The sequence below is a fragment of the Pseudarthrobacter sp. NPDC080039 genome, from assembly GCF_040702335.1.
GTDB lineage: Bacteria > Actinomycetota > Actinomycetes > Actinomycetales > Micrococcaceae > Arthrobacter > Arthrobacter enclensis_A.
In genome coordinates this window covers 406,010-427,823 of the sequence record NZ_JBFBKY010000001.1, presented here as the reverse complement: position 1 = coordinate 427,823, position 21,814 = coordinate 406,010, and the positions used below count along the sequence as shown (strand labels likewise).

Genomic DNA, 21,814 nt, shown 5'->3' with positions numbered 1-21,814 from the left:
CTAGCGGCGCCTGTGCAAGGCTTCGGGCATGGACGATCCCCGCAGCCGGATTCTGCCCCTTCTCCGACAAGGCGAAAGGCTGCTATGGGTCGGTCGTCCTGATCCGCGGGTCCGGTTTACCGGCGCAGACGCCTTCTTGGTGCCGTTCAGCATCCTCTGGGGCGGCTTCGCACTCTTTTGGGAATTCATGGTTGTGACCACGGCTAAGGAGCCCTTTTTCATGCTCTGGGGCATCCCCTTCGTGCTGGTGGGCCTCTACTTCATCTTCGGCAGGTTCATCTATAAGCAGCGGCGGAAGCTGCGAACGGTATACGGCCTTACCGATCGCCGGGCAATCGTCTGCACGGGCAGCAATTCCGTTTCCGATTCGCCCGTGAGCGGCATGCCTACCAAGGTCGATCGGTCCAAAGACGGGAGGCATGTCAGCATTACTTTCGGGTCTCAAGGCATGCCTGGGGCTTTCGGTATGGGAATGTACCAAAACACCGGGATGGACTTTTTCAGCCTCGGACTCGGACAAGCCGTGGCCTTCTTTGACGTCCCGGACCCTGACGGTCTGCTCCGTGCCTTGGACCAAGCAACAGTCGGCTGACATCAACCGTTGGAATGTGGGTAGGCGCAGCACGATTACGTTATTACGGCGTTTCGGCCGTCTGATTGAGGAACCGTCCGAGCGTCAGGAACTGACGAACTGGGACGACCAGGGAGACCGTAAACGCTGTTCCAATGGTCGCAGACAGCCACCCGATGGGATTCTTGTTGTTCAGGACTTGCACCAGGAACTGAAATTCAAGGATGGAGGCAAGCACGATGAGCTGCGTTGACAACGCTTTTCTCAGCTAAAATGCCGCCGCACGTTTCCCTGTCAGGTGTTCCGGCCTGAGCGTTCCTTGTCCCAGGTTTTCTCGTCGGACCGCCTTACGCTCATCTATGTTGAGGGACAGCGTGATATTCATTTTGCCCATTTCCACCGCGCAGGAAATGACTTTCGCGTTGTAAGTTGTGTCCGAGGCGATGCCGCCTATGCCGGCCAGAAAACTCCCAGCAAACAGGTAGGACTAATCGTTGGCCCACTCTGTGGAGCAGCAGGATTCCGAGCCCAGCACCGATAATGAACAGCAGCACGACTGCGGCGGGCAAGTGCAAGCTGAAATAGGTCATGAGGGCTCTGCCGAGGCCCTTGTCGGCGACTCCATGTGTGCGCCGTTCCGCCCCCGGCCCATCGATCCTCGGACTCAGCCAGCAAGTCGGCCAGCCTGCCCAGCCGTCACCTCCTTGCTTGGGCCGAACCCGAGGGTTGACGCTAGTCTCGGGGAAAGCTGTGAGGCAACCGTCTTGGTCAAAGCCTGGGGGAGGCGAATCGACTTCCTTTGATTCGTCGCAGCGCCCACTTACATGGGGGAGGGTGTTACAGCATATGGCAGACGTTGATCGGGATCCAGCCGGCGCAGCTGAAGAGGAAAACCACGATCATCTGGAAGTAGATCCACCCGAGATCGTGCTATCGACGTGGCAGCGCCGCGACCTTGCCTAGAGCCATCACCCATTAGAGCAGCGCGAAAGAACACCCTAACCGTGGCTAAATGTGAAGATTCGTATTAGGGGTACTTATGTTAAAATACGCCTTGTTCAAGGCCCCGGTCAGGCGTATCGTTACTTGGCATCGGACGGTTTCATTTGCTGATAAGCACAATCAGCCCATGAGGATCCGACAAGCGGCCTAATGAAACTTCAGGGGAAGAAATGGCAAATATTCAAGTAACCTGCCCCAATTGCGGAAAGCAGACATGGGTGCGGGAACACTACAATGACCCATGTCAGCACTGCGGCGTAATTGTCATTATGCCAAAATAGTTGGGCTGTTGAGACAAATCTCCTAGCAGCTTGTATATTGCCAAAATATTAGTGAGCCTTTAAACGAATTTTGGCGAGCACAAACTCGATCGATTCACTTTCCAGGGAAAAGTCGGTACAAGCCGTGAGCTCAAGTAACGGAAGCGAAAAGAAAGCTATTCTTCTGCCGTTCTATGTCGTTGTAGACGTTTCTCACTCGATGGTCACTGAGAACTTCGAAGACGGGCTCTGGCCGCTTGATCGAGTGAATAACATTGTGCCCGAAGTGGTTGACGCCTTGCGAGAGGAGCCCACGGCTGCGGACAAGGTACGGATCGGACTAATCGATTTCTCGGGCGAGGCAAAGTTGCGGCTACCTCTTAGTGACGCTCGTGACCTTACTGGCGCCGATATGCCAAAGCTTACATCGCGTTTAACGGGAACACTATTCTCAAACGCATTTTTGAAAATACGCGAGACCATCGAGGCGGACGCTGCCCAGCTTCAAGCGAACGGCTTTGACGTTCACAGACCTGCTGTTTTCTTTTTGACTGACGGGGTTCCCACAGAGACCGACGCGGATTGGGAAGAAGCTTTTGCAATTTTGACATCCCGCGACTTTGAGTTACACCCGAATTTCATACCCTATGGATTTGCTGAGGCTAGTCGCGCAACGCTAGATCAACTCGCTGACTTCAAAACCGGTCATGATTCTGGTAGACCTTCCGGCTTTATTTCTAAAGATAAATCGGCAGCCGCCGCAGTAACTGGGATGATCAACACGCTTGTTAGTTCCGTCATAGCAACCGGACTGGACCTAGCTAGCAACGGCATAGAAGGTGAGTTCGTGCTGGCAGTGCCCGAGGAAGAAGACCAGGACGACGATTTTTCGTAATACTTTTGAAGGTTACAAGCAAAGAACAGGCGCTTCATACGGTAACTCTCCAACGTGAGTTTCGACCCATAAGCAAGATTTCCTTGTTGCGCAAATGAGCGGAGGGCCAGCTCCTGGCTCGGTCAGGGGGCGCCTCTCCTTATAGAGGGACGGACTTATGAAGTGGTGGACCAGCAGCCGGAGTAGTTGGTGGAGACTTCGCGGGGTGTTGCGGAGTGCTAGGACAGCAGGCCGGCAGGGCGGCGAACGGGTGCACTGGTCCAGCCATACTTTTCCAATGTCAGGTCCTTTGCGGAGGGCGCGGACGCGGCGGGGGAGAGGCAGCTGGAGTGGGTGGTGGGGAAATTGGCGGAGTGTGGAAGAGCGCTCGGGTGGCGGACCAGCGGGGGAGCGAAAGCGTACGGTGCTACACCCGTCCCACAGGAACATCGGTATTCTGGAGGGGCAAAGCGCGATAACGAAGGACACGACGGGTGTGGCACCTGCTGTTCCAAATCCAGAAACAATTCCTTCAAGGTCGGGCACCCCGGGAAGTGCCAACCTCAAGTTGGGTGGTTCTGCCGGCGATACGGCCATCGCAACGAAAAGACCGCCGCGCCGTGAGGCGCCATACACTTCTGAAACGATAATTGGACAGCCAGGGTCGCTAAGCACCTATTTGCCGACGGCGCTTTCTGAGCCTTTCGGGAGGCCGGACTCGGTTCTTGATGCAGGAAGGGTAGGTGACCTGGACGTCAGAGCGGCGTCCATCCGCGGCTACAGACACCGTTACTCCGCTGATTCGTTGTCAACAACACGCGAGGATGAATACTGCCTGCGGCTGTCTCAAGATGCCGGGTGGCTGGTCGCAGTTGTTGCGGACGGCGTGTCAAACAGCTCTTTACAATCCCACAAGGCGGCGGAAATCGCCGCCAAGATGGGTGCCCGTATTATTGCCGCAGAGCTTAGTGAAGGTAAACACCCGTTGGAAATCGACTGGAAGGATAATATTCACAATAAACTGAGCTCGGCAATCATTAGGAGTGCCGCGAAGGAAAGCGAAAGAACGCTGCCGACTGACGGTAGAATTAATGCGAAACTCCTTCTTGAGGCCGCTGAAATGATGGCCACCACTGCCGTTACGGCCATTATTGGGACAAGGGCTTCTGATAGTGCTGTCCCACTTTATGTAGTTGACCTTGCTGGCGATTCATCGATACTTCTACTTCGTGATATGAAGTGGGCTTTAATTGCTGGTGGCAAAACGAGTAGCGCTGATGTGGTTGATTCGACCGTATACGCCCTCCCTCTCTTCTCACCCGAGGCCCCGAAAGTTGTTTCGGAGACGCTGAGATCAGGAGAAGCGCTATTTCTAATGAGTGACGGCGTCGGTGACCCTCTTGGTTCGGGTGATGGTGAAGTTGGACGTCTCCTCGCTGGCAGATGGTCCAACGTCCCTGAAAAATGGTCTTTTGCAAGAGACATCGATTTCCATCGGGAAACCTTCGACGATGATAGAACTGTGGTAGGGGTATGGCTCCGATGACCAACGTAATCTTATTGCAAGATGTGATCCCCTATAGACAGGAAGAACTGGGTGAGGGTCGCTTCGCAAAAATCTACAGATTGCAAGACTTTCATCTCCCAGAAGTAAATTTTTCACTTGCCTATAAGCTCTATAAGAAGGCGCATCCACCAGTCTCGTCACTGGCGTTACGCTCGATACCAGCGGTTAGAGAGCGACTAGCTGAGAGTAAGCGGTTGACGTTCGATGAGTTGACAGCGTGGCCACTGCGCGTCGTCGTAGATGCATCGAATCCCGACATTGCCAGGGGCATAATCATGCGCCAAATACCCAAGAGCTACTTTTTTGAGTTGTCCATGATTAGCGGTCGATCAAAGACAAAGCTTCGCGATCTGGGATTTGCCATTCAAAGTGAGGCGGACTGCATAAACATGGGCACGCCATTCATGACAACCATGCAGAGGCTGACGATGTTAGAGAGCTTAGCGAATGTGCTATCGCTCCTACATCGACCGGAGATTGGAATAATTTACGGAGACCTTTCACTAAAGAATGCGGCCTTCAGGGTTAGCAAGAGTGGCTTTGCGGAAATAATTCTCATTGACTGTGACGCTGTGCTTCGAGCGGGTACTTCATCGGCTTTCGGCCACCAGCCTCATAGTCCCGGTTTCGTCCCCCCTGAGGCGGCCAAGAGCTTGCACGATGTGAATTCGCGGTCTCGGACCTCAATGGCTGCAAATCAAGCAATCGGTAATTGGCATCGCCAAACGGTTGCCACTGACACCTATAAGTTCGGCCTCATTGTTCTCCGCGTTATGGATCCGGGACGACACGCTTCCCAGAATTTCGACCCGTCGGTCGCCCTAGAGAAACTTCCTATCGAACTCTCGAAAATGCTTACCGCTTCGCTTGAATCAACGCCGGCGGACAGACCTCAAATGGATGAGTGGTACAGAGGCCTTGCCCAGGTGTGCAGTGTCCAGCCTATAAGTCGCGTTGCTGCAGCGACTCGCTCGTCAGAAAGTCTCGAGAATAGCCGCCGGAATCCGATTCCCGGTTGGAAGAAGGTTCGGCCCGGTGAATGGGTTAGGACCACTCGGCACGAGCCTTGAGAAACGCGGACCAGAGTTATACAGCGGAGGCGGCGCGGAGACTTTTTCTGGCTGGCGTCTTTGAAGTCCGTATCATGGACGTCCGGTATCCGAAGGTGTCAATAAGACTTTGTTGGCCGATTTCGATGGTGTCAGAAGTCGTTTATGTAGCACGTACCTCCGAGAACCAGCATAAACTTTATCGTGGATCACGACACTGCTGGTATGACGTTGACGATATGGGCGAACAACTGTTTCTTCACGAGTTGACGAGAGACGAACACTCAGTTGTGGCTTCAGCGTGGAGTTTAAGTCCTCCAGTTGTCGTTAATGCCTTTATCGTCGAAGGAAGTGGCGTCGTATGTGCCGGATGGCAGCCAGTAAAGTTTGTTTCTGCTGAGGTACGGTCCATGTACGTAAGGCAATTTGGATGGACTAGCATCCCTATCCATAAGGATTGAACAGTTCTCCCGGCAAAACTCGCCTAAATCCACGAACTTTGCTAGACGGCAGCGACGCTACCACCCTAGTTGGACGTGATCTAGAGGGCTACTTGGTTCGGAACACGGGCGGTCCCCCGTGGTTGATCACCCACGAGGGACCGTGCACAGAATCTCTACCTGATAGAGAGTAAACGAGACAAGAAAACAGCATTCTTCTTGTCGGTGTCGTAATCATCATCAATCTGCCGCGCGAAGCGGAAGCTGCCGCAAGAAGCGGACATGCTGACCTATTTTATTGGCAACGTCAGCAGCGAGATTTTAAGCTGTCGGGACTCACTAAAGGAGATGACACCGCTTGAATCTCTAGCCACGGTTTCCGTAGGGATAAAAGTGAAGTTCCCCATGCGGGGATCGACCGCGGAATGCGTGCTTAATAGCTCATCGGGCTCGTCAGCCCTTTATCTACGGCCTGGGAAATCTCGCAAATGCGGATCTCGATACGAAGGACCTACGGCAGAGTGTGACCCTTCGCGTGGCTTTAGGACCTCCTAGTGTGTGATCGTTGGCCTAGCCGGTCGACAGAATGTTCGCCGGACTTCCAGAATGGGCGCTAGGCGGCGTTAGCGCAAGAGGTTTGGAGCTGATCCTTAGCAGCCGGCGCCTAAGACTCGTTGGCACGGATGGCGGCTTGATGTTCTTCTGGTGTGTTGCATGCCAAGAGGTGACGGGTTCCGCGTTGACGGGCACGAGGAGTTCCTGGCGGAACAACCATGGAAACCTCAAGCTTGTCGCTGTCCGTGTAGTACCGAGCGGAGTATTTCCGACCATCAACCTCCCAATTCAGGTTGATTGCAGCAGGTGGAGGCTGACCGCCTCGATTTAGCCATTTGCCGAGTGCAGAACCTACGCCTCGGGCGGCTGTTCGGTCCGGCCCCTCACGCCGATTGCGTTTGTCCTCACGACGGTTCTTTTCCTGGCGCTGGCGTTCGATTTCTTGCGTGATTTGGTTCATGCCTTCGAGGCAATTATTGATGACCTTGTCTTGGCTTGCGGTTTCCTCGTCCTGCATCCAACCGCGTCGGCGTTGGTCTTCCTGTAGGCGGTCGATGTGTCTCTCTAGGTCACGATACTGTTCGCGAAGCACACTTATGTGCTGGTTACGATAAGCACCGTCGTCATTGGCCATTTTCGTCCTACTCGCTCTGGCGGCTCCCCCAGCCGGTCGCGATGTGAGGATATGGTATGCCAGAGCGGCTAAGAAGGCTACTAGTCGGCGTAGCAGGAACGTGGTTTTCAGTCCAGGTGAGCTGAACATGCCAGTCAGCATAACCTTGGTGTTCTCACTGGCCTTGCTTCCGCAGCTCCGATTCCTCCGCAGCAGCTGTCATCTTCGCCTCGGCGAGTTTGATGAATTGCGCCTGTTGAGGAGGTTCGATTGCATCTGAAATCGCATCGACTACACCACGATTTTGGCTGAAAACATAGGATCGGTCGTGGTTCAGGTTGGGCTTGGCGAGCTGGGCGTCAGGCAATCCCACCGTTGCCGGGTTGCCGTCGGAGGACAGTCCGGTCTCTGTCTTCGGCGTGGCACTCGCTGATATTCACGGGAAAGTCCTTGACCAGGACCAGGCCCATGCCCTGGTCTACGGGGGCTGGCTTCATAAAGAACCGCCACACAGGCGAAGACTGCCATAGCCTTGCCGACGCCTGAATGGCTTCTCTGGCCGACAGTGTCCTAACCGCGGACATTGAGGGGCGCCAGGAGTACGACGGCCTAGTCGCGTGGTCCCTGGAGAAATCCAACGCGTCGCCGGGACAAGTCGTGAGGACGTTTGACTACATACGGGTTAAAGCGGTTCGAGTTGCCATGAAAGTCGCCCAGAGGCGCGGCGAGGTCGGCCAGCACGACTTCCTTTATTAGGCGGCAGGTCATGAAGAAGTACCTAGCCGCAGGACCGCCCGCACTCGAGGTGGACGTCGAGCGGCGGCGGCCTGCCCGTCGCGTGCATGGTGAGGTGGCGTTCGAACCCTCTGGACTCGGAACATCAGGACGGCGCAGCCGCGCAGTCCTGCGCCTGGGTGATGCCCCGTCGGGTGATGGGGACCGGACCCCGCGTCCCTTAGGATCCTGGCATGGGAGAAGTCGCAAGAAGTAGGCAGCAACGCCGGTGGGTGCGGTGGGTTCTCTTGATCGCGCTCATCATCGTTGTCGTAGTCAGCGGCTACTCTGGTTACGTCGCGATCCGGGCCGCGCTGCCGGTCACACTGCCTGTTCCGACTGGCCCCTACGAGGTCGGTCGGACCCTTTTTGAATGGACCGACAGCACCCGCACGGATCTGCTCGCCGCGCAACCGGGTAAGCCACGGGAGCTGTCCGTCTGGCTCTGGTATCCGGGTGTCCCCGGCCCCGGTGCGCAGCACGCTCCCTACACGCCGGGCGCTTGGGCAGGATTGCATCTGGGCGGGGCGGCTGGTCTTGGCGAAACCAGCTTCGCGGACGTTCGCGACCACTCATACGCCGACGTTCCGGTCGCCCCGGGCAGGTTCCCCGTTGTCGTGCTTGAACCGGGCATGGGCTTGGCCGCGCCACAATACACGACGCTCGCGGAAGACTTGGCCAGCCATGGCTACCTGGTCGCCGGCGTCACCCCTACCGACAGTGCGAACCTAACCGTCCTGAACGGACAGACGGTATCCGCCACGGATGCGGGTCAACCACCGACGACCGGCACCGCGAACGAACACGCGGGCGAAGCTCAGGCCGCTGGCGACCGGCTGGTCGCCGTCTGGGCGGCCGACGACCAGTTCGCCGCTACGCGCCTTGCGGCACTAAACGCCAGTGGCCGCTTCGCCGGGCACATCACCGTCGGCACGATCGTCTATGCCGGCCACTCCTTCGGCGGTGCCGCCGCGTTGGAGGCGTGCCGCACGGACCCACACTGCGCCGGCGCGGCCGACCTCGACGGCACCCAGTACGGCGCGGTCGTCGATGCCGGGCTCGCCAAGCCGATGATGCTCATCGGCAGCCAGAACTCCTGCATAACCGGCGCTTGCCAACCGGCGGACGTCGGCAGCCAGACCAGTCGGGACACCGCACGGACGCTGCTGGCCGCCAGCACCGGGGGCGCCTGGTGCTACACGATAACCGGAGCCCAGCACTTCAATTTCAGCGACTACGGCAGCTACTACCTCGCCGCACCTATCCGGTCCCAAGTCCACCTCGGTCCTATTGACGGCGTCGAAGCGCTCACCATCACCAACGCTTACCTGAGCGCATTCGTCGACCACGTCGCCCAGGGGCGGCCCGAACCACTGCTGACTGGCCACCCGCCATATCCCCAGGTCGACGTTCAGCACACCCCATCCTGAGCCGATCAACCTCCACCAGCGGCAACTCGAACGCCAAGCGCGGAAGTCCCGTCCGCATTTCGACGGCTGCGACCGGAAGGGACCAGCTTCGATCACAGAGCTGAACCGCTGCGGCGCGACCTAACCCGCACCGTGACGCAATTCGCGCGTTGGTTCCGAGAACCAAGATGCCTGGCAATCTACATGCTGGCTGGTGGTGATCCGCTGGTGCTCGCACAGGGATGCGGCTGGTGTGCGACGTCGACCTAAGTGCGCCAAAGGGCTACGGTCGATAATGGGTCGGGAGCCAAGGGCAGGGGACGGCATGAGCAAAGTGGACATCAAAGGCAAAGGCACGTTGGAGTTGTCAGGTGGAGTCCTTCGCTTGCGCTGGAAGCGAGGGGCATGCATAGGCATCGACGTAGCCACGGCCGCCCTGGAGGCCATCGCCACTCTGGGCCATGGCGCCAGGTTGCCGATGTTGGTCGACATTCAGGGAGTGACCCATTCCGCGGCCGCTCGAAAAGTCTTCCCCGACTCGTCCAGCGTTTCTCGCATGGCGCTTTTGGGTTCCTCTCCCGTTGATCGGGCGGTTGCCATGTTCCGCTTGCCCCTAGTGCCAGCCGGGTTCCCGATCAGATACTTCACATCTGCGGACAGCGCGCTGGCGTGGCTGCTGGAGGCCTCGGGGGAGTCGGATACGGAGCCGGGCAGCAACCACTAGGCGCCGTTCTCATCCAAGCCGGAATCGGATCTCCCCGTCCTGGACGGTTCCTGCAGCTTGCGTCCGCGCCCCCGTCGGGCTGTCGTCAGGGACACCAAAAGGGTCAGGATGGTGCCCATCCAGGCAAGCCCGGTGAGGAACACCAAGCTGATTGCCACTAAGGGGTGCATGGCGAAAGTCTAGGACTGGAGGACGGGCATGGGCGGGCGAAACTCCGTGCGGTCAGCGCCTGAATTCCTGCAGGCAGGATAGTTAAAGGCTGCCCGCTTGTCCTCCTTGTGGGAGGCGCTGTTCTTTCAGGTGATCTCGTGGGACGGCGAAGCGGATTGCGTCGATTCCGGTTCCCCGGCACCTTCAGTGGGGGAACCCGCATAGTCCGCTAACGGTATAAGGGAAGGTAATTCGAGAAGGCCCGGCGCTCACCCGCTGGGCCTTATCGTTGCACGATGCAGCCAGATGGGCAGCCGACTTTATCCGGGGGCCGGGGACCTGCGGCGTCCGCAGCTGAATTCTGCACTGATCCTTCGGGCGTCGCCAAAGCAGCCCCTCCCTGAAGTTGCTCCACTGCGTACCAACTCCCCAAGAGCGAACCGTCAGGTGCGCAAGCCCTCACACAGGCGTTGGTGCCGCCGGCATGGCAGACTGGCTTACTTGGCAGCACCGCCGGCGCTCGCCGTCGTGAGGCCGGGGCCTGCCGGTATATCGCTTCCGTAAGCGGCGCTGCTTGCGGTGGGCGAAGGGGCGGCCTGGGTTGGACCAACTGAGGGCTGCGATAACGGTGTGCCTGCAGGGGTTGTCTGTTTCGGGCTGGCCTTGCTCGTGGGAGTGGCTGAGGCTGTAATTTCCTGGGCGGGCCTGGTGGACTCCGGAGTCGGGGTGGTGCCGGCGTCGGCGGCCTTGGAGCTGGGCTGCGCGCCCGTCACCTGGGTGGAGCGGGTGTTCGCCCCATTCGAAGCCACTTGGGAGATACCCGTTTGAAGTGCGGCGGTGCCGCTCGAGAGGCTCATGCCGGTCGCCGCCTGAACGCCGAGAACGGAACCCAGGCCCACCACGAAGATCGCTGCTGTTCCTGCGGCTGCCATTCGGGCCCGGTTCGTCACGGACCTGCGTTGCCGGGCACCCGGAGCAGCTTCAGCGCCTTCCCCGGGCAGGGGGCTGGCGGACACTTTGCTGGAGGTTGTCCGGATGATGCCGGCCGTGTCTGGGGCCATTTGCGGAGTGGCCTTGGTTTCCTCGGAGCCGCGGCGGGGCACGACGCGTTTGAGCTGCTCGTGACTCTTCTCCAGGGAGGCGCGGAACAGGGGGACTGCAACGGCGGACACGACGCTGAGGATGAAAGCCCCAACCACTGTCCCGCCAAGCCCGAGCTGGCCGCCGATGACGGACGCTACGGCGGCCGCACCCCCACCCGCAATAACTTGGATTGGGCTCAAATCAAGGCCACGCTTCGTCTTGGGGGCGTTCACGGCGGTTGCTTCGGATGTGACGTTCTTATTCATGGTTCCCGGTTATGTCTGTGCACGGTTTCAGGCGGGACGGCCGGCCTGCTGTCAGGTACGCCGGCTGCGTCGCGCTTCACCCTAAGGGTTCCATGTGTACCTGGGAGTTTCGGCCACTGCAGGGCGAACGTAACCAATGCCACACCCCGCAGGGGGGCGTCCATTGCCGTCAACGCGGCATGATTGCCGCTGACGGGAGCCATGGTGTTTCCGGTGGCGTGTCGAGCGGCTGTTCACAGTGGATTCATAGCAGCCCTTGTTATCTTCTCGATCGTGAACCGTACCCGCCACAGGACGCGCTCCTACCGCCGTGCCAGAGCTCTGATCCTCGCCGCCGCCCTGGCGACTGTAGTCATTTTCCTGCTCCAGCTCGTCCCTCAGCCGGGGGCGGCAGTCAAGGCGGGCGCGGCAGTCGGCAGCAGGAACACCGCGGGTTCGGGCGCGGGGGCATCTGCCGGTACTGCTCCGGGCCGGAATAAAAGCACCGCCGGTTCCGGGGCCAAAGCTTCCAGCACCGCCGCACCGGTGGCGGCCGGTGAAACCCCGGACGCAAGCATTAACGCTGTAATCCAAGCCAACAGCGAGTATCAGGTCGGGGTCGCCCTCCTCGACCTGAACACCGGCGCCCTGAAGCAGTACGGCGTGGAAGCTCCCTTCGAAGCCGCAAGCACTGCCAAGGTTCTGACGGCAGTGGCCTATTACGAGATGGTTGAGGCGGGACGGGCGTCCCTGGACGATCCGATGGGTGATTACACGTCCGGTTTCCAGCTGCGGGAGATGATCCAGGACAGCGACAATGATTCCTGGACGCTGCTGGCGAACGCCGTGGGCAATGCCACTCTTGAAGCGGATGCAGCGGCTATCGGGGTCACCTACGATTCGGCGGGCAACACCCTTACCGCCGCCGCCATGGCACAAATCCTGGGCAACCTCTACGGCGGGAAGCTGCTCACCCAGGAACACACGCAACAACTGCTTTCGTACATGCAGAACACCAACGACGAGGACCTGATCCCGGCGGCCCTGCCCGCGGGGGTGACTGTCTACCACAAATACGGGCTGCTCGACGGCGAACTGCACGATGCCGCGATCCTGGCCACTCCTACGCACAGCGTGGTCCTGGTGATCTACACCAAAAGCGCCGACCTCACGGATGTCCCGCAGCGGACCGCGATGATTCACGACATTACGTCCGCCGCCGCCAAGATCCTGGACTGACTTCCCCGGGGGCGCCGGGGCAGGTTCCTGTTCCCCGTTGGGCCCAGGGAGGATGGCAGCGCTGCCACGGATGGAATGCGCCGTGCCTAGGCGGATAGGACGTAGCGGAGGGAAAGGTCCGTGCCTAGGATGGCGCCATGAGGAAGTGGGGCGGGATGCATCCTGCGCTCCGTGCCGTTTTGGTGGGCGTTCTTGCCTGCGCCGTCATTTTGGCGGCGGGTTTCTTCGCCGGGGCCAGTCCCGACGACGCAATCTCCAATGCGGTCTTCTACGCGTTGTTGATCGGTGGTGGCCTGTTTTTTATGACCAGCCAGTTTCCGGCGGCAGGCCCCACGCTGAATGGGAGCGGCAAGCCTGTCATCTTCCTGCGGTTCCGCGACTCATCGCCAGGTTCGTTGGGCAGCATCTGGCAGATGGGGATCGCCAGCGCCGGCCCGGCCCGAATCGATTTCCAGCCGACCACGGAACGTAGTTTGATACCCAGCGGCCGCAGCAGGGCTTTTACCGGGCTGGGGGCCACCGGCGTCCCGGCGCGGAAGGCCAACCGCCATGACCATCAACAGGACGTGCCGCTGGATTTCTGGATCATCATTATGGACTCGGACAGTGGCGTCATTGAAATCGCGGCACGGCGGGACACGCTCCAGCAGATCCAGCATGCCGTGGGCTCGGCTTCCCCATAGCCCTCACCATCAAGCCGCAGGCAAACGAGGTCCGGTACACCGATGACTTCGAGAAACGTTCAGCCCGGCGTACCCGTCCATGCCTGGTCACCAGTTACCCGCACTCCGCCCACGGCTCCCGTCCAGGGAGTATCGCCACTGGCTGGCAAGGAGAGGTGTGCCGAAACATAGCCCTGCTGAAGCGTGATGACCTCCGATGTGGACCCTGGGCAGTCCACCGTGACCTCGACGGGCCAGAGTGTGACCTTCGGATTCTCCTGGCGTATGAAGATCGTGGCGTTGGGAGCACCGACGCAGGCGGCAGTAACCGTGTATCGACCCGCCACGGAAACCTGTTCCGTCGTGCCAAAGCCTTTGGCAGGACCGTCCAGCGGGCCCTCTTGAAAGAGGAGGACCGGACCAGGCGCTGACATCAGTAGCTCATTCAGGTCCTGGTAGTTCCGCCGGCCGCGCTCAGGCACCGAAGGATCATCAGGTGCTGCAGCGGATACGGTGACCCGCCGCGGTTCCGGTCCGGCTGTTCCGTCCGGTGTGGGCGTCGCAGTTTGGTTCCCGTCAGGGTAGTCATAGGAGCAACCCGCCGTCCCCTCAAGGGAGAACGACAGGCACAAAAGAACGCCGAGGCGCCGGATGCCTTTCGTACCCACGTCTCAATGGTCCCCATGGGCGCCCTTAGAAGCAACCAGTGGATGTGCTGGACGCAAGGGGTGATCTGCCTGGTACAGGAGGACGGGCCGGCGGCGGTTTGGGGGGCGGCATCCGTAGTCCTCCGGATGCACTGGCCGCCGGCCCTGTCCTCATTGGTAAGCCCCTGCCCCAGCGGCAGGTTCTTGCCTCCACGGTAGGTCCCGTTCCCAAATGCCGGCCCACGTTAGCCGCAAAATTCGATCAAGACTGCCCCGCGGCTTGGGCCCACCGGGAGTCCCGGCCCGGCGGAAGCCGGGTCGGGAGGCAGCATCACACCTCGGGAGGATTGCAGACGTGTCCGTCGGCGTCCATGGGGTATCCGCAGAGCGGGCACAGGGGCCGCCCTGCGCCCACCACCTCGCGCGTGCGCTTGGTGAACGCCCGGGCGGTGCCCACCGGCATCCGCACCAAAAGCATTTCGGGTACCTCATCGTTGTCCTGGTCAAGGGGATCGTCATGGGTGTCAGCCTCGACCTCGGTGAGCGGGTAAGCCTCAATGACCACCTGCGCCGTCGTCGGGTCCCAGCCCAGGCTCATTGCACCGGTCCGAAACTGTTCCTGCACGTCTTCAAGCGGATCGTTGTCGACCAATTCGATGGGTGTACCGGTGGGAACGCTGAAGGGGTTGCCCTCAAGGGCGATGAGCTGGTCGAGAATGTCGTCTATTTTGTCGGCGAGCAGAGCCGATTGCTGCTTCTCGAGAGCTATGCTCACGAGCTGCGTCCCTGCGCGCACCTGCAAGTAGAACGTGCGCGCCCCGGGAATACCGATGGTGCCAATGACGACGCGGTCCGGCCAAGCAAACTCGTGAACAAGTGTAGGCATGTCAGTATTTTAGGCAGGACGAGCCTCAGGGCACCGTCCGCCGTGCCCGCACCGCAAAACTCAGGCAGCACGCAGGTGGGCCAGCACCAGTCCCACGGGAATGCTGATGGCCACCACAGCCACCAGGACCCGGTAACCCCAAAGAGCCCAATCCTGTTTTGGGCCGGGGCGGCCAACAGTCTCAAACATCATTACCAGCGCTGCAACCAGCAGCGCACCGCCGGCATCAACAACCCAGGGGTTGCCGGCCAAAGTCCCGCCGATCACAGCCGCGGATGCGCTGTTCCACGCCACCAGCTCCGCAACGGCCTTCCGGTCCACGAAGCGTCGTGGCGCCAGGAAGTATTGGCTTATGCCCAGGGCGCCTTGTGCCACTCCACCGACCAACACAAGGTACGCTGCTGTCCAGGATCCATGCTCCAGATGCAGCGGGCTGGTTACTGCCGCAACGAGGCCGCCGCCCACAACACACAACAGGGCCACCGCGCCGAAAGCGACCGCCCCCTTCTTCGACCCTTCCGGCTCCGCATGTGACGACTCGCTCATGCCGTCTAAGCTACTGCACTGCACTCCGCCAAAGCTCAGGGAGCCCGTTGCTCCAGTGATGAGCAGGACGAGCCAGTGGCAGCTCGAGCGGACCAACAACAGCTTGACCAGGCTCATCAGCCGGGTCCGTTCACGCTACCGCCGGTTTTCCCCCACCACAGCCGGCCTTCCGCCCGGACCGGGCCAAGGGCCGGTAGGCTGCGCGGTATGGATGCCGCCACTTTGATGTCGGTGGTCATTCCCGCACGGAATGACGCCGCCCAGTTGGAGACGTGCCTGGCCCTGCTGTCCGTGCAGACCAGGCCTGCAGACGAGATCATCGTGGTGGACAACTCCAGCAGCGATGACACAGCCGCCGTCTGCGCAGCCGCCGGGGTGAGGCGGTTGCCGGTGGACCTGCCCGGCATACCGGCGACGGCGGCTGCCGGGTTTGATGCCGCAGCCGGATCCATCATCGCCAGGATGGACACTGACTCGCGGCCGCCCCGGGACTGGCTGGAGCGCATTGGGCGGACCCTGGATGCCTCACCGCCCCTGACCGCCGTCACGGGCCCCGGGGAGTTCTATGGGAGCAACGTCCTGGTCCGCCTGGTGGGGCTGCTGCTGCTCCGGGGCGGTTACTTCGGGGTCATCCGCTTCATGCTGGGCCACCCTCCCGTCTACGGATCCAACTTTGCGCTTCGGCGTGAGGTCTGGGCGGCCATCCAAACCACGGTGGTCCGGGACAACGCCATGGTCCACGACGACCTGGACATCTCCTACCGGCTGCCCCCGGACACGGATGTCATTTACGATCCCACATTGAAGGTGGGCGTATCCGCCCGTCCGTTTGCCACGTGGGCAGCGTTCCGCAAACGGATGGTCCTGTCCGTCGAAACTTTCCGCGTCGAGTTCCGGTACCAGCATCCGCTGCGTCGGCGGCTGGAGCGCTCCCGCCGCCGGCATGGTCACCGGCAGGCGGGGATCACCCCTCGTCCGCCTTGGCATAAAGGGCCAGCAGGTCGCGGCTGAGCTGGTGCGGCGACGTTTCACAGGGGCTGTGCCCGCCCCGGTAGACACCGATCCTGGCGCGGATGGCCTGGGCAAACAGGCGGTGGAGCTGGAGCGGCCACAGGTCGTGTTCGCCTACCGCCACGAACTTGGGAAGGGAAGCCTCGGCCAGCCGCTGCCGGACATCCGGAACGTTCTGCATGAGTGTGTAGATGTCCCGGACCGAGTCGCGGCGGGTGAAGCGGAAACGGGAATCCACAAACTTCTGCCGTCGAGGAGGAACGTGGACCGCCCTGCCGCTGCGGATGCCCCAGATCAGCAGGGCCGCACCGGCCCGCCCATTGACCCACGTGCTGAACCCGCCGATGCGGCTGACGCCCCTGAAGCTCTGGCCCGTCTCAGGCGGGCAGCTGAGCAGGGTAAGGGACCTGAAAAGTTCGGGGCGCTCCACATAAGCGAGCTGGGCGACGATCCCCGCGAAGGAATAGGCCACAACATGGGCAGGGGTATTGGTGCTCTCCAGCACCGCAACGAAGTCGTCTACGAAGAGCCGGTAGTCGTAATGCTTCCGGGGCGGCACAAGGTTCTCCGGGCCTGCTGCCGCCGACTGGTACTGGCCTGCCAGGTCGTAGGAGAGGGTAAAGTAGCCGGCGCTGGCGAGCTCCGGCATCATGAGTGAAAAGTCCTCTTTGGAGCCGGTGGCGCCGGGCGCCAGCACAACAGAAGGATCATCAGGGTTTCCCAGGGCCATGGCGGCCAGCTTGCCGCTGGGAACGTCGAGGGTGCGGAGGACAGCTCCAGCCGGGGGAACGAACCAGTCGACGTCGCCCAGATCAGCATCCAGCAGCGCAGCGGCGTCAACACGGGCCGACCCGAACTCCTCAGGGTTGACCCCATCTTCTCTCTGGTCCGGTACCGCCATGTACCCAAGATAGTCCACGCCCACCATGCTTAGTCAGAGGCGGATGCGGGTGGTTGCGCCACATCCCGGACGAAGGCGTGCAAGCGCCGATACACTTCCTGGGATTCCGGGTAATGATAATCCTGTTGCCAGGTGTGTTCGGTGTTGGCGCTGTCCCACGGATAGATCACGGCATCCACCGGTACGCTGTGCTGTTGAAGCCGCTCAATGAAATTGACGTTCGCCTGATAGAAGTAGTCACGCTCCGACGTACTGACAAACACCGGCGGATGGTTCCCGTCCAGCCACTCAATCGGGGACAGGAAGCCCGCCGCGGCCCTGAGCCGGGCGGCCGTCGTGCCTGCCGGGGCCCGCCTGCGGCTGCCGGGCGCGGAAAGGTATGGTACCGGAGCGGCCGCTGGCAGGAGCATCCGGACGAAATTGAGGCTGAGGACAAACCCTGCCTCGAAGAACACGGAAAAGTCCACCACGCTGCAGTGCTGGACAAGCCCTCTGAGCTGCGCTGCCGGAACAGCGGGCTCCAGCGAGTAGTGCGCCGCCAGTTCGGGACGCAGGCTGGCAGCGGTGAGCAACGCAGCAATCTGCCCGCCGGCCGAGTCCCCGCCCAGGACCAGACGCCGGGGATCTCCGCCGTACCTGCCGATATTGGCGGCAACCCAGGCCAGGGCGGCGTTCGCATCCTCAAGCACGTGTCCCATGTGGAACCGGGGTGCGTGCCGGTAATTGACGTTGACCACAACCATGCCGCCCAGCACCTGGCTGGCGCAGTACTTGGTCAACGCAGCCTTGTCGCCGGATGTCCAGCCTCCGCCGTGGAAGTAGACGTAGACGGGAAGCGGCGCCCCGGGACTGACCCCTCCGCGGGGGGAGTCGGGTGCCGCACCCAGCGGCGCCAGGACGTCTAGGCGGTGGGCGCGGAGTCCGTCGCCCACGTAGTCGATGTCGTGGGTGTAGGCCACCTCGGTTATCGGATCTGTATTGAACCGCGCCTGCTCGCGTGCACTGACAGAATGCATCAGGAGCCGCCAGGTCCACACGGGGACGCGGCGCAGCGCATTCCGGGCGCTTCGTGCGAAGGGGAAGGCCCTGCCGGTGCGTGCGGCCAATGTCATCCCTGCAATTTTACCGCCAGTTACGGAAACCTTACGCCTGGCCGGCTTCGAGGATCCGCCGTGCATCCTCCTGTGCCTGGAGGACCGGGGCGGCTACCACGTCGCCCCTAAGGTGGCCCGCGCCGGAGATCATGCTTTGGAGTTCGGTGACGCTCAATGGCGGAGTGGCGCCATGCGCCACCGCGTGGCAGTTGCGGCAGAGCGGAACGAGGTCGGCGATGGGATCCAATTCATACCCGCCCTCAAGCATCGCCGGCGGTACCACATGGTGCACGGCAAGTGCTCCTGTGCCGGTTTCGCCGTAAGTGGATTCGAAGGAAAAGCCGCAGGCGGCGCATCTCGTGCCATGGAACGCAAGACAAGCCCGCCGCGCGTCGGGGTCCCTCTCATACCGGTTCACCTGGATATTGCTGACTGCCGCAGGTGGAAGGCTTCCGCCAACCACCTCGGCCGGATCCGCCGTGGTCGGTCCCAGCTCGCGCCAGAGCCGGCGCAGGACAGGTACGTACGACGGCGGCAAGGTCACCAGGGCGGGCCCGGCCGCCTGGGCCCAGAGGTCCTTAGGGATAACGTTGCCAACGGTGCCGGCACGTATTTGTTCGCCCAGCGGGAGCAGGGCGTCGAAGGCGACGGCGACGAACCAGCCGGCGGCTTCGTGATCGCCGCCCGGGTCAACCCGGCAGGGCTGCGACATCACCAACCCGTGGCCAATCAGGCCGCTGCCCGCGTCATTGCTGCCGTGCACCAGGAGCCAGGCTTCGGTCCCCTCCTCCACATCGGGGCAGGAGTAGAGGGGCCAGCGCTTCAGTATCCCGCCGTGTAAGGCAACGTGCCCGACGGCGGCAGGGTAGCCCCAGCGGAGCAGGGCGTTTGTATCGCAGCCAAGAATTACCGCAGTCATTGAGCAGCGTTCCGTGGAGAGTGGACAAACCGGTGTTCAGGCGGCGTGGCGCCCATGGTCCAACCTCCTTGGCAGTGACTTCATGCGTCGTTTCATTCTTGCCTACGTTGTCATCACCGTCCACGAATGCGGGTTCCTGGTGGACCCACCATTCCGCTCCGGGATCAGCTGCCCCTGCGGGAGACGAGCACAGGTCCCTGGGCGTGGTGCAGAACGGCGTGCGCAGTGGAACCGATGGTCTCCTTGAGGACGCCGCTGCCTTGGGAACCCACCACCACCATCCGCGCTTCCTTCGACGCTTCCAGGATGGCACGCGGGATGGACGTGTCTGTCAGTACCCTGCCGCCAACGCGAAGCCCGGGCGCCCTGGCACGGGCCTGGTTAAGGGCGGCTTCAAGGACCTTCCGGGCCTCCGTCCCTGCTTCGTGCGGGCCACGCCGGGAGTAGCCGGGAGGGAGGTGCCGGACGTGGACCACCGTGAGGGGCGCCTTCAGCGCCGAAGCCAACCCGCAGGCGTCTTCCAGCACCGTGGGTGAACCTTCCGCGTCGACGGCGGCGACGACGGGGCCGTCCGGGTAGAGGTCCTGCCGGATCACGGCTACAGGGCAGGCAGCAGCAGCTGCAAGTTCCAGGCTCACGGAGCCTACCAGGAGCCCAAGGAAGCCGCCCAGGCCGCGGCTTCCCACCACCAGCAGCTTTTCCCCGGCGGAAATTTCAACCAGCAGCTTCGCGGGCAAGCCGTGGAGCAGGGTGCTTTTGATCTGAAGGCCCTCTGCTTCCGTGGCCGCATGCGCCACCCCTTCCTCAAGGACGGACCGGGCCGACTGTTCCAGGCCGCTGTTCGACACGCCCGGAACCGGACCGAGATGCCTGGTCAGCAGCGGCCACAGGGAACAATGCACCACATTCAGGGCCGAGCCAGTGGCACGCGCATGCCGCGCCGCCCAGCGAACGGCGGCCGCAGCCTCATCCGAGCCGTCGTAGCCGACTACGATGGCACCTGGGTCCTGCCTCATACGACTGCGCTCCCGCTAGGGCCGGGCTTCACCAGCGGGACCTTCGGCCCTTTGGCGGCCCCGCTCCCTGGTTCCATCCTGATTCTAAGTATTGGGGAGGGACATGGGCAGCGTGGTCAGCCGGATCGCCGCAATGATGCTTGCCGTCGCGGCCCTTCTCCTGGGGTTGGCGGCGCCAGGCGCGGCCGTGGCACCCGTCGCTGTTGTGGTGGAGGACACGGCCGGAGTGCTCGACCAAAAAACCCTGCTGCCCGCCGTCGAACGCATACAGTTCTACGAACCCACCAAGGTTGCCGTCTTCACGTACAACGGAAAGGCGGAGGACAACCTGAATGAAGAGGTCCTGAAGTTCGCGCGGTCCCGGCATCCGGAGTGGATCAGCGCAGACGGTCAGAAATGGGCGGACGGGCTGTTCATTTTCGCGCTTGACCCGGTTGGCCGGCATGTGGGGACGTACATGGGCGAGGACCGGAAGGTGTCGCTGGAGCAGCGCAGCGACATCCAGGATGCGTCCAAGGAACTGTTCCGGGATGCACAGTGGACCGACGGCACGGTGGCAGGAATCCGCCGGGCGGCGGAGCTGATCAACCAGCCGTGGTACAGGTCGGCAGCGTTCCTGATCACAGCGTGGGTTTCCTTCGGACTCGTTGTCCTGGCGGCGGCCGCGTGGCTTGTTGTGCGCGCGGTGACCCGGGCGGCCTGCCGCAAACAGATCGAACGCGGGGACCGAAGCTATTCCAGTGTCAGCATGGACCTGGACGTGACGGAACTCAATGCCGCCACCATCCCTGAAGAATCCCGCTACGGCAGCCAGGTCCTGGAGAAGCACAGGACCTTCCTCAGCCGGTATGCCGCTGCCACCGAGCTGTCCAACCAGGTGCACGCACTTGGCAAACGATCATTGAGCAGCCGGAAGAACCTCAGGCTTGCCCGGCAGTTTGCGGACAGTGCCGCCGAACTTGACGCGCTGGATGACGTCATCGCGGACAGCAACGCGCTGCTTAACCGCGCCGCCACGTGGCCAACCGCCTGGGACCGTCAACTCGCCCCCTTCCGGAAGGACCTGGCCGGACTGGAACAGCTCCTGGCCAAACGCCACGGGCAAGGGGATTCCGCCACGGCCACGGCCCTGCGGTCCTTCCGGGACGGGAGCCTGCGGGAGATAGAACAGTGGACGGCGGAACTTGCCGACGGCCGGATCACACCGGAAAAGGCCCTGGACCGGCTCTACGAGGCACGGACCCGGCTCTCAGGATTGCTGGAGAACCACGCTGAAACCGTGATTCAGGGGTTTGCCAGGAATGACCGCGAGGCACGCCTGATGCGCGAACAGATGGATACCGCCCATGAGGGACTGGACCACCGCAGGGGAAGGACCTACGAACCGAGCATCCTGGGCACCGTGTATCCGTCGTACCAGTTTTTCACGGTAGCCACGTTCAGCTCCGGTTTCAACACCGGAGTGGGCAGCGTCAACTCAGCCAGAGGCGGTGGCAGCACCACCGGATACGGCAGCAGCGGTGGAAGCTTCTCCGGCTCCGGCAGTTCCTCGGGCTTTTAGCCCCTCCCGGCTGTGC

At 61.5% G+C, this 21,814-nt stretch carries 20 protein-coding genes; 9 read left to right on the top strand and 11 right to left on the bottom strand.

From position 1 onward, the window contains the following. Window positions 1–28 precede the first annotated feature (28 nt). The 3 genes from AB0313_RS01975 to AB0313_RS01965 all read left to right on the top strand — a co-directional run bounded on the left by AB0313_RS01975 (window position 29) and on the right by AB0313_RS01965 (window position 4,253). Complete coding sequence (locus tag AB0313_RS01975) at window positions 29–592, top strand: hypothetical protein (RefSeq protein WP_366303216.1); 564 nt, start codon at window positions 29–31, stop codon at window positions 590–592. Window positions 593–1,978: 1,386 nt separating this feature from the next. Continuing rightward, a complete protein-coding gene (locus tag AB0313_RS01970; RefSeq protein WP_366303214.1) occupies window positions 1,979–2,728 on the top strand; it encodes a VWA domain-containing protein in 750 nt (249 codons plus the stop codon). A gap of 475 nt (window positions 2,729–3,203) precedes the next feature. Beyond that, window positions 3,204–4,253 (top strand): protein phosphatase 2C domain-containing protein, encoded by a 1,050-nt coding sequence (locus tag AB0313_RS01965; RefSeq protein ID WP_366303212.1) that lies wholly within the window; start codon window positions 3,204–3,206, stop codon window positions 4,251–4,253. Window positions 4,254–6,427: 2,174 nt separating this feature from the next. Here AB0313_RS01965 and AB0313_RS01960 read toward each other — a convergent pair. From AB0313_RS01960 to AB0313_RS01950, 3 genes are all read right to left on the bottom strand, one after another. Beyond that, window positions 6,428–6,952, bottom strand: a complete 525-nt coding sequence (locus AB0313_RS01960; protein WP_366303210.1) for a hypothetical protein — start codon at window positions 6,950–6,952, stop codon at window positions 6,428–6,430. A 154-nt stretch (window positions 6,953–7,106) separates the two neighbouring features. Then, complete coding sequence (locus AB0313_RS01955) at window positions 7,107–7,298, bottom strand: DUF4230 domain-containing protein (RefSeq protein ID WP_366303208.1); 192 nt, start codon at window positions 7,296–7,298, stop codon at window positions 7,107–7,109. Continuing rightward, window positions 7,291–7,428 (bottom strand): hypothetical protein, encoded by a 138-nt coding sequence (locus AB0313_RS01950; protein WP_366303206.1) that lies wholly within the window; start codon window positions 7,426–7,428, stop codon window positions 7,291–7,293. The genes AB0313_RS01955 and AB0313_RS01950 overlap by 8 nt, the downstream gene beginning before the upstream one ends. 471 nt (window positions 7,429–7,899) lie before the next feature. Here AB0313_RS01950 and AB0313_RS01945 point away from each other — a divergent pair, with 471 nt between their 5' ends. Both AB0313_RS01945 and AB0313_RS01940 read left to right on the top strand, forming a co-directional pair. Continuing rightward, window positions 7,900–9,135, top strand: a complete 1,236-nt coding sequence (locus AB0313_RS01945) for a hypothetical protein (protein ID WP_366303204.1) — start codon at window positions 7,900–7,902, stop codon at window positions 9,133–9,135. A 304-nt stretch (window positions 9,136–9,439) separates the two neighbouring features. Further along, window positions 9,440–9,838, top strand: coding sequence for an STAS/SEC14 domain-containing protein (locus tag AB0313_RS01940; RefSeq protein WP_366303202.1), 399 nt, complete (start codon window positions 9,440–9,442; stop codon window positions 9,836–9,838). Here AB0313_RS01940 and AB0313_RS01935 read toward each other — a convergent pair. After that, window positions 9,835–10,008 carry a hypothetical protein gene (locus AB0313_RS01935; RefSeq protein ID WP_307306256.1) on the bottom strand — a complete coding sequence of 58 codons (174 nt, stop codon included), beginning with the start codon at window positions 10,006–10,008 and terminating at the stop codon, window positions 9,835–9,837. The two genes, AB0313_RS01940 and AB0313_RS01935, sit on opposite strands and share 4 nt — an antisense overlap. A gap of 477 nt (window positions 10,009–10,485) precedes the next feature. Continuing rightward, window positions 10,486–11,337: a hypothetical protein gene (locus tag AB0313_RS01930; RefSeq protein WP_366303199.1), complete on the bottom strand. Its 852-nt coding sequence runs from the start codon at window positions 11,335–11,337 to the stop codon at window positions 10,486–10,488. 273 nt (window positions 11,338–11,610) lie between these two features. Here AB0313_RS01930 and AB0313_RS01925 point away from each other — a divergent pair, with 273 nt between their 5' ends. Both AB0313_RS01925 and AB0313_RS01920 read left to right on the top strand, forming a co-directional pair. Beyond that, window positions 11,611–12,555, top strand: a complete 945-nt coding sequence (locus AB0313_RS01925) for a serine hydrolase (RefSeq protein WP_366303197.1) — start codon at window positions 11,611–11,613, stop codon at window positions 12,553–12,555. Between the two features lie 155 nt (window positions 12,556–12,710). Continuing rightward, window positions 12,711–13,238, top strand: a complete 528-nt coding sequence (locus AB0313_RS01920; RefSeq protein ID WP_366303195.1) for a hypothetical protein — start codon at window positions 12,711–12,713, stop codon at window positions 13,236–13,238. A 957-nt stretch (window positions 13,239–14,195) separates the two neighbouring features. On the opposite strand, the gene AB0313_RS01915 is transcribed toward AB0313_RS01920, so the two are convergent. After that, entirely contained in the window at window positions 14,196–14,750 is a 555-nt protein-coding gene (locus tag AB0313_RS01915; RefSeq protein ID WP_366303193.1) for a DUF3090 domain-containing protein, read from the bottom strand. A 60-nt stretch (window positions 14,751–14,810) separates the two neighbouring features. Beyond that, entirely contained in the window at window positions 14,811–15,296 is a 486-nt protein-coding gene (locus tag AB0313_RS01910) for a hypothetical protein (RefSeq protein ID WP_366303191.1), read from the bottom strand. 207 nt (window positions 15,297–15,503) lie between these two features. On the opposite strand from AB0313_RS01910, the gene AB0313_RS01905 reads away from it, so the two are divergent. Beyond that, window positions 15,504–16,307, top strand: a complete 804-nt coding sequence (locus AB0313_RS01905) for a glycosyltransferase family A protein (RefSeq protein ID WP_307306235.1) — start codon at window positions 15,504–15,506, stop codon at window positions 16,305–16,307. On the opposite strand, the gene AB0313_RS01900 is transcribed toward AB0313_RS01905, so the two are convergent. From AB0313_RS01900 to AB0313_RS01885, 4 genes are all read right to left on the bottom strand, one after another. Then, window positions 16,261–17,208, bottom strand: a complete 948-nt coding sequence (locus AB0313_RS01900; protein ID WP_366303264.1) for an alpha/beta hydrolase — start codon at window positions 17,206–17,208, stop codon at window positions 16,261–16,263. The two genes, AB0313_RS01905 and AB0313_RS01900, sit on opposite strands and share 47 nt — an antisense overlap. 29 nt (window positions 17,209–17,237) lie before the next feature. Then, window positions 17,238–18,320, bottom strand: a complete 1,083-nt coding sequence (locus AB0313_RS01895; protein WP_366303189.1) for an alpha/beta hydrolase — start codon at window positions 18,318–18,320, stop codon at window positions 17,238–17,240. Between the two features lie 31 nt (window positions 18,321–18,351). Next, entirely contained in the window at window positions 18,352–19,221 is an 870-nt protein-coding gene (locus tag AB0313_RS01890) for an HNH endonuclease (RefSeq protein ID WP_366303187.1), read from the bottom strand. 164 nt (window positions 19,222–19,385) lie between these two features. Beyond that, entirely contained in the window at window positions 19,386–20,237 is an 852-nt protein-coding gene (locus AB0313_RS01885; RefSeq protein WP_366303185.1) for a universal stress protein, read from the bottom strand. Window positions 20,238–20,340: 103 nt separating this feature from the next. Here AB0313_RS01885 and AB0313_RS01880 point away from each other — a divergent pair, with 103 nt between their 5' ends. Next, entirely contained in the window at window positions 20,341–21,798 is a 1,458-nt protein-coding gene (locus AB0313_RS01880; protein WP_366303183.1) for a DUF5129 domain-containing protein, read from the top strand. Window positions 21,799–21,814 lie beyond the last annotated feature (16 nt).

Excerpts from the sequence above, each read along its gene's own strand:
- AB0313_RS01975 (WP_366303216.1), top strand. The coding sequence starts at position 29 with ATGGACGATCCCCGCAGCCGGATTCTGCCCCTTCTCCGACAAGGCGAA.
- AB0313_RS01960 (WP_366303210.1), bottom strand. The coding sequence starts at position 6,952 with ATGGCCAATGACGACGGTGCTTATCGTAACCAGCACATAAGTGTGCTT.
- AB0313_RS01950 (WP_366303206.1), bottom strand. The coding sequence starts at position 7,428 with ATGAAGCCAGCCCCCGTAGACCAGGGCATGGGCCTGGTCCTGGTCAAG.
- AB0313_RS01945 (WP_366303204.1), top strand. The coding sequence starts at position 7,900 with ATGGGAGAAGTCGCAAGAAGTAGGCAGCAACGCCGGTGGGTGCGGTGG.
- AB0313_RS01940 (WP_366303202.1), top strand. The coding sequence starts at position 9,440 with ATGAGCAAAGTGGACATCAAAGGCAAAGGCACGTTGGAGTTGTCAGGT.
- AB0313_RS01935 (WP_307306256.1), bottom strand. The coding sequence starts at position 10,008 with ATGCACCCCTTAGTGGCAATCAGCTTGGTGTTCCTCACCGGGCTTGCC.
- AB0313_RS01930 (WP_366303199.1), bottom strand. The coding sequence starts at position 11,337 with ATGAATAAGAACGTCACATCCGAAGCAACCGCCGTGAACGCCCCCAAG.
- AB0313_RS01920 (WP_366303195.1), top strand. The coding sequence starts at position 12,711 with ATGCATCCTGCGCTCCGTGCCGTTTTGGTGGGCGTTCTTGCCTGCGCC.
- AB0313_RS01915 (WP_366303193.1), bottom strand. The coding sequence starts at position 14,750 with ATGCCTACACTTGTTCACGAGTTTGCTTGGCCGGACCGCGTCGTCATT.
- AB0313_RS01910 (WP_366303191.1), bottom strand. The coding sequence starts at position 15,296 with ATGAGCGAGTCGTCACATGCGGAGCCGGAAGGGTCGAAGAAGGGGGCG.
- AB0313_RS01905 (WP_307306235.1), top strand. The coding sequence starts at position 15,504 with ATGGATGCCGCCACTTTGATGTCGGTGGTCATTCCCGCACGGAATGAC.
- AB0313_RS01900 (WP_366303264.1), bottom strand. The coding sequence starts at position 17,208 with ATGGCGGTACCGGACCAGAGAGAAGATGGGGTCAACCCTGAGGAGTTC.
- AB0313_RS01895 (WP_366303189.1), bottom strand. The coding sequence starts at position 18,320 with ATGACATTGGCCGCACGCACCGGCAGGGCCTTCCCCTTCGCACGAAGC.
- AB0313_RS01890 (WP_366303187.1), bottom strand. The coding sequence starts at position 19,221 with ATGACTGCGGTAATTCTTGGCTGCGATACAAACGCCCTGCTCCGCTGG.
- AB0313_RS01885 (WP_366303185.1), bottom strand. The coding sequence starts at position 20,237 with ATGAGGCAGGACCCAGGTGCCATCGTAGTCGGCTACGACGGCTCGGAT.
- AB0313_RS01880 (WP_366303183.1), top strand. The coding sequence starts at position 20,341 with ATGGGCAGCGTGGTCAGCCGGATCGCCGCAATGATGCTTGCCGTCGCG.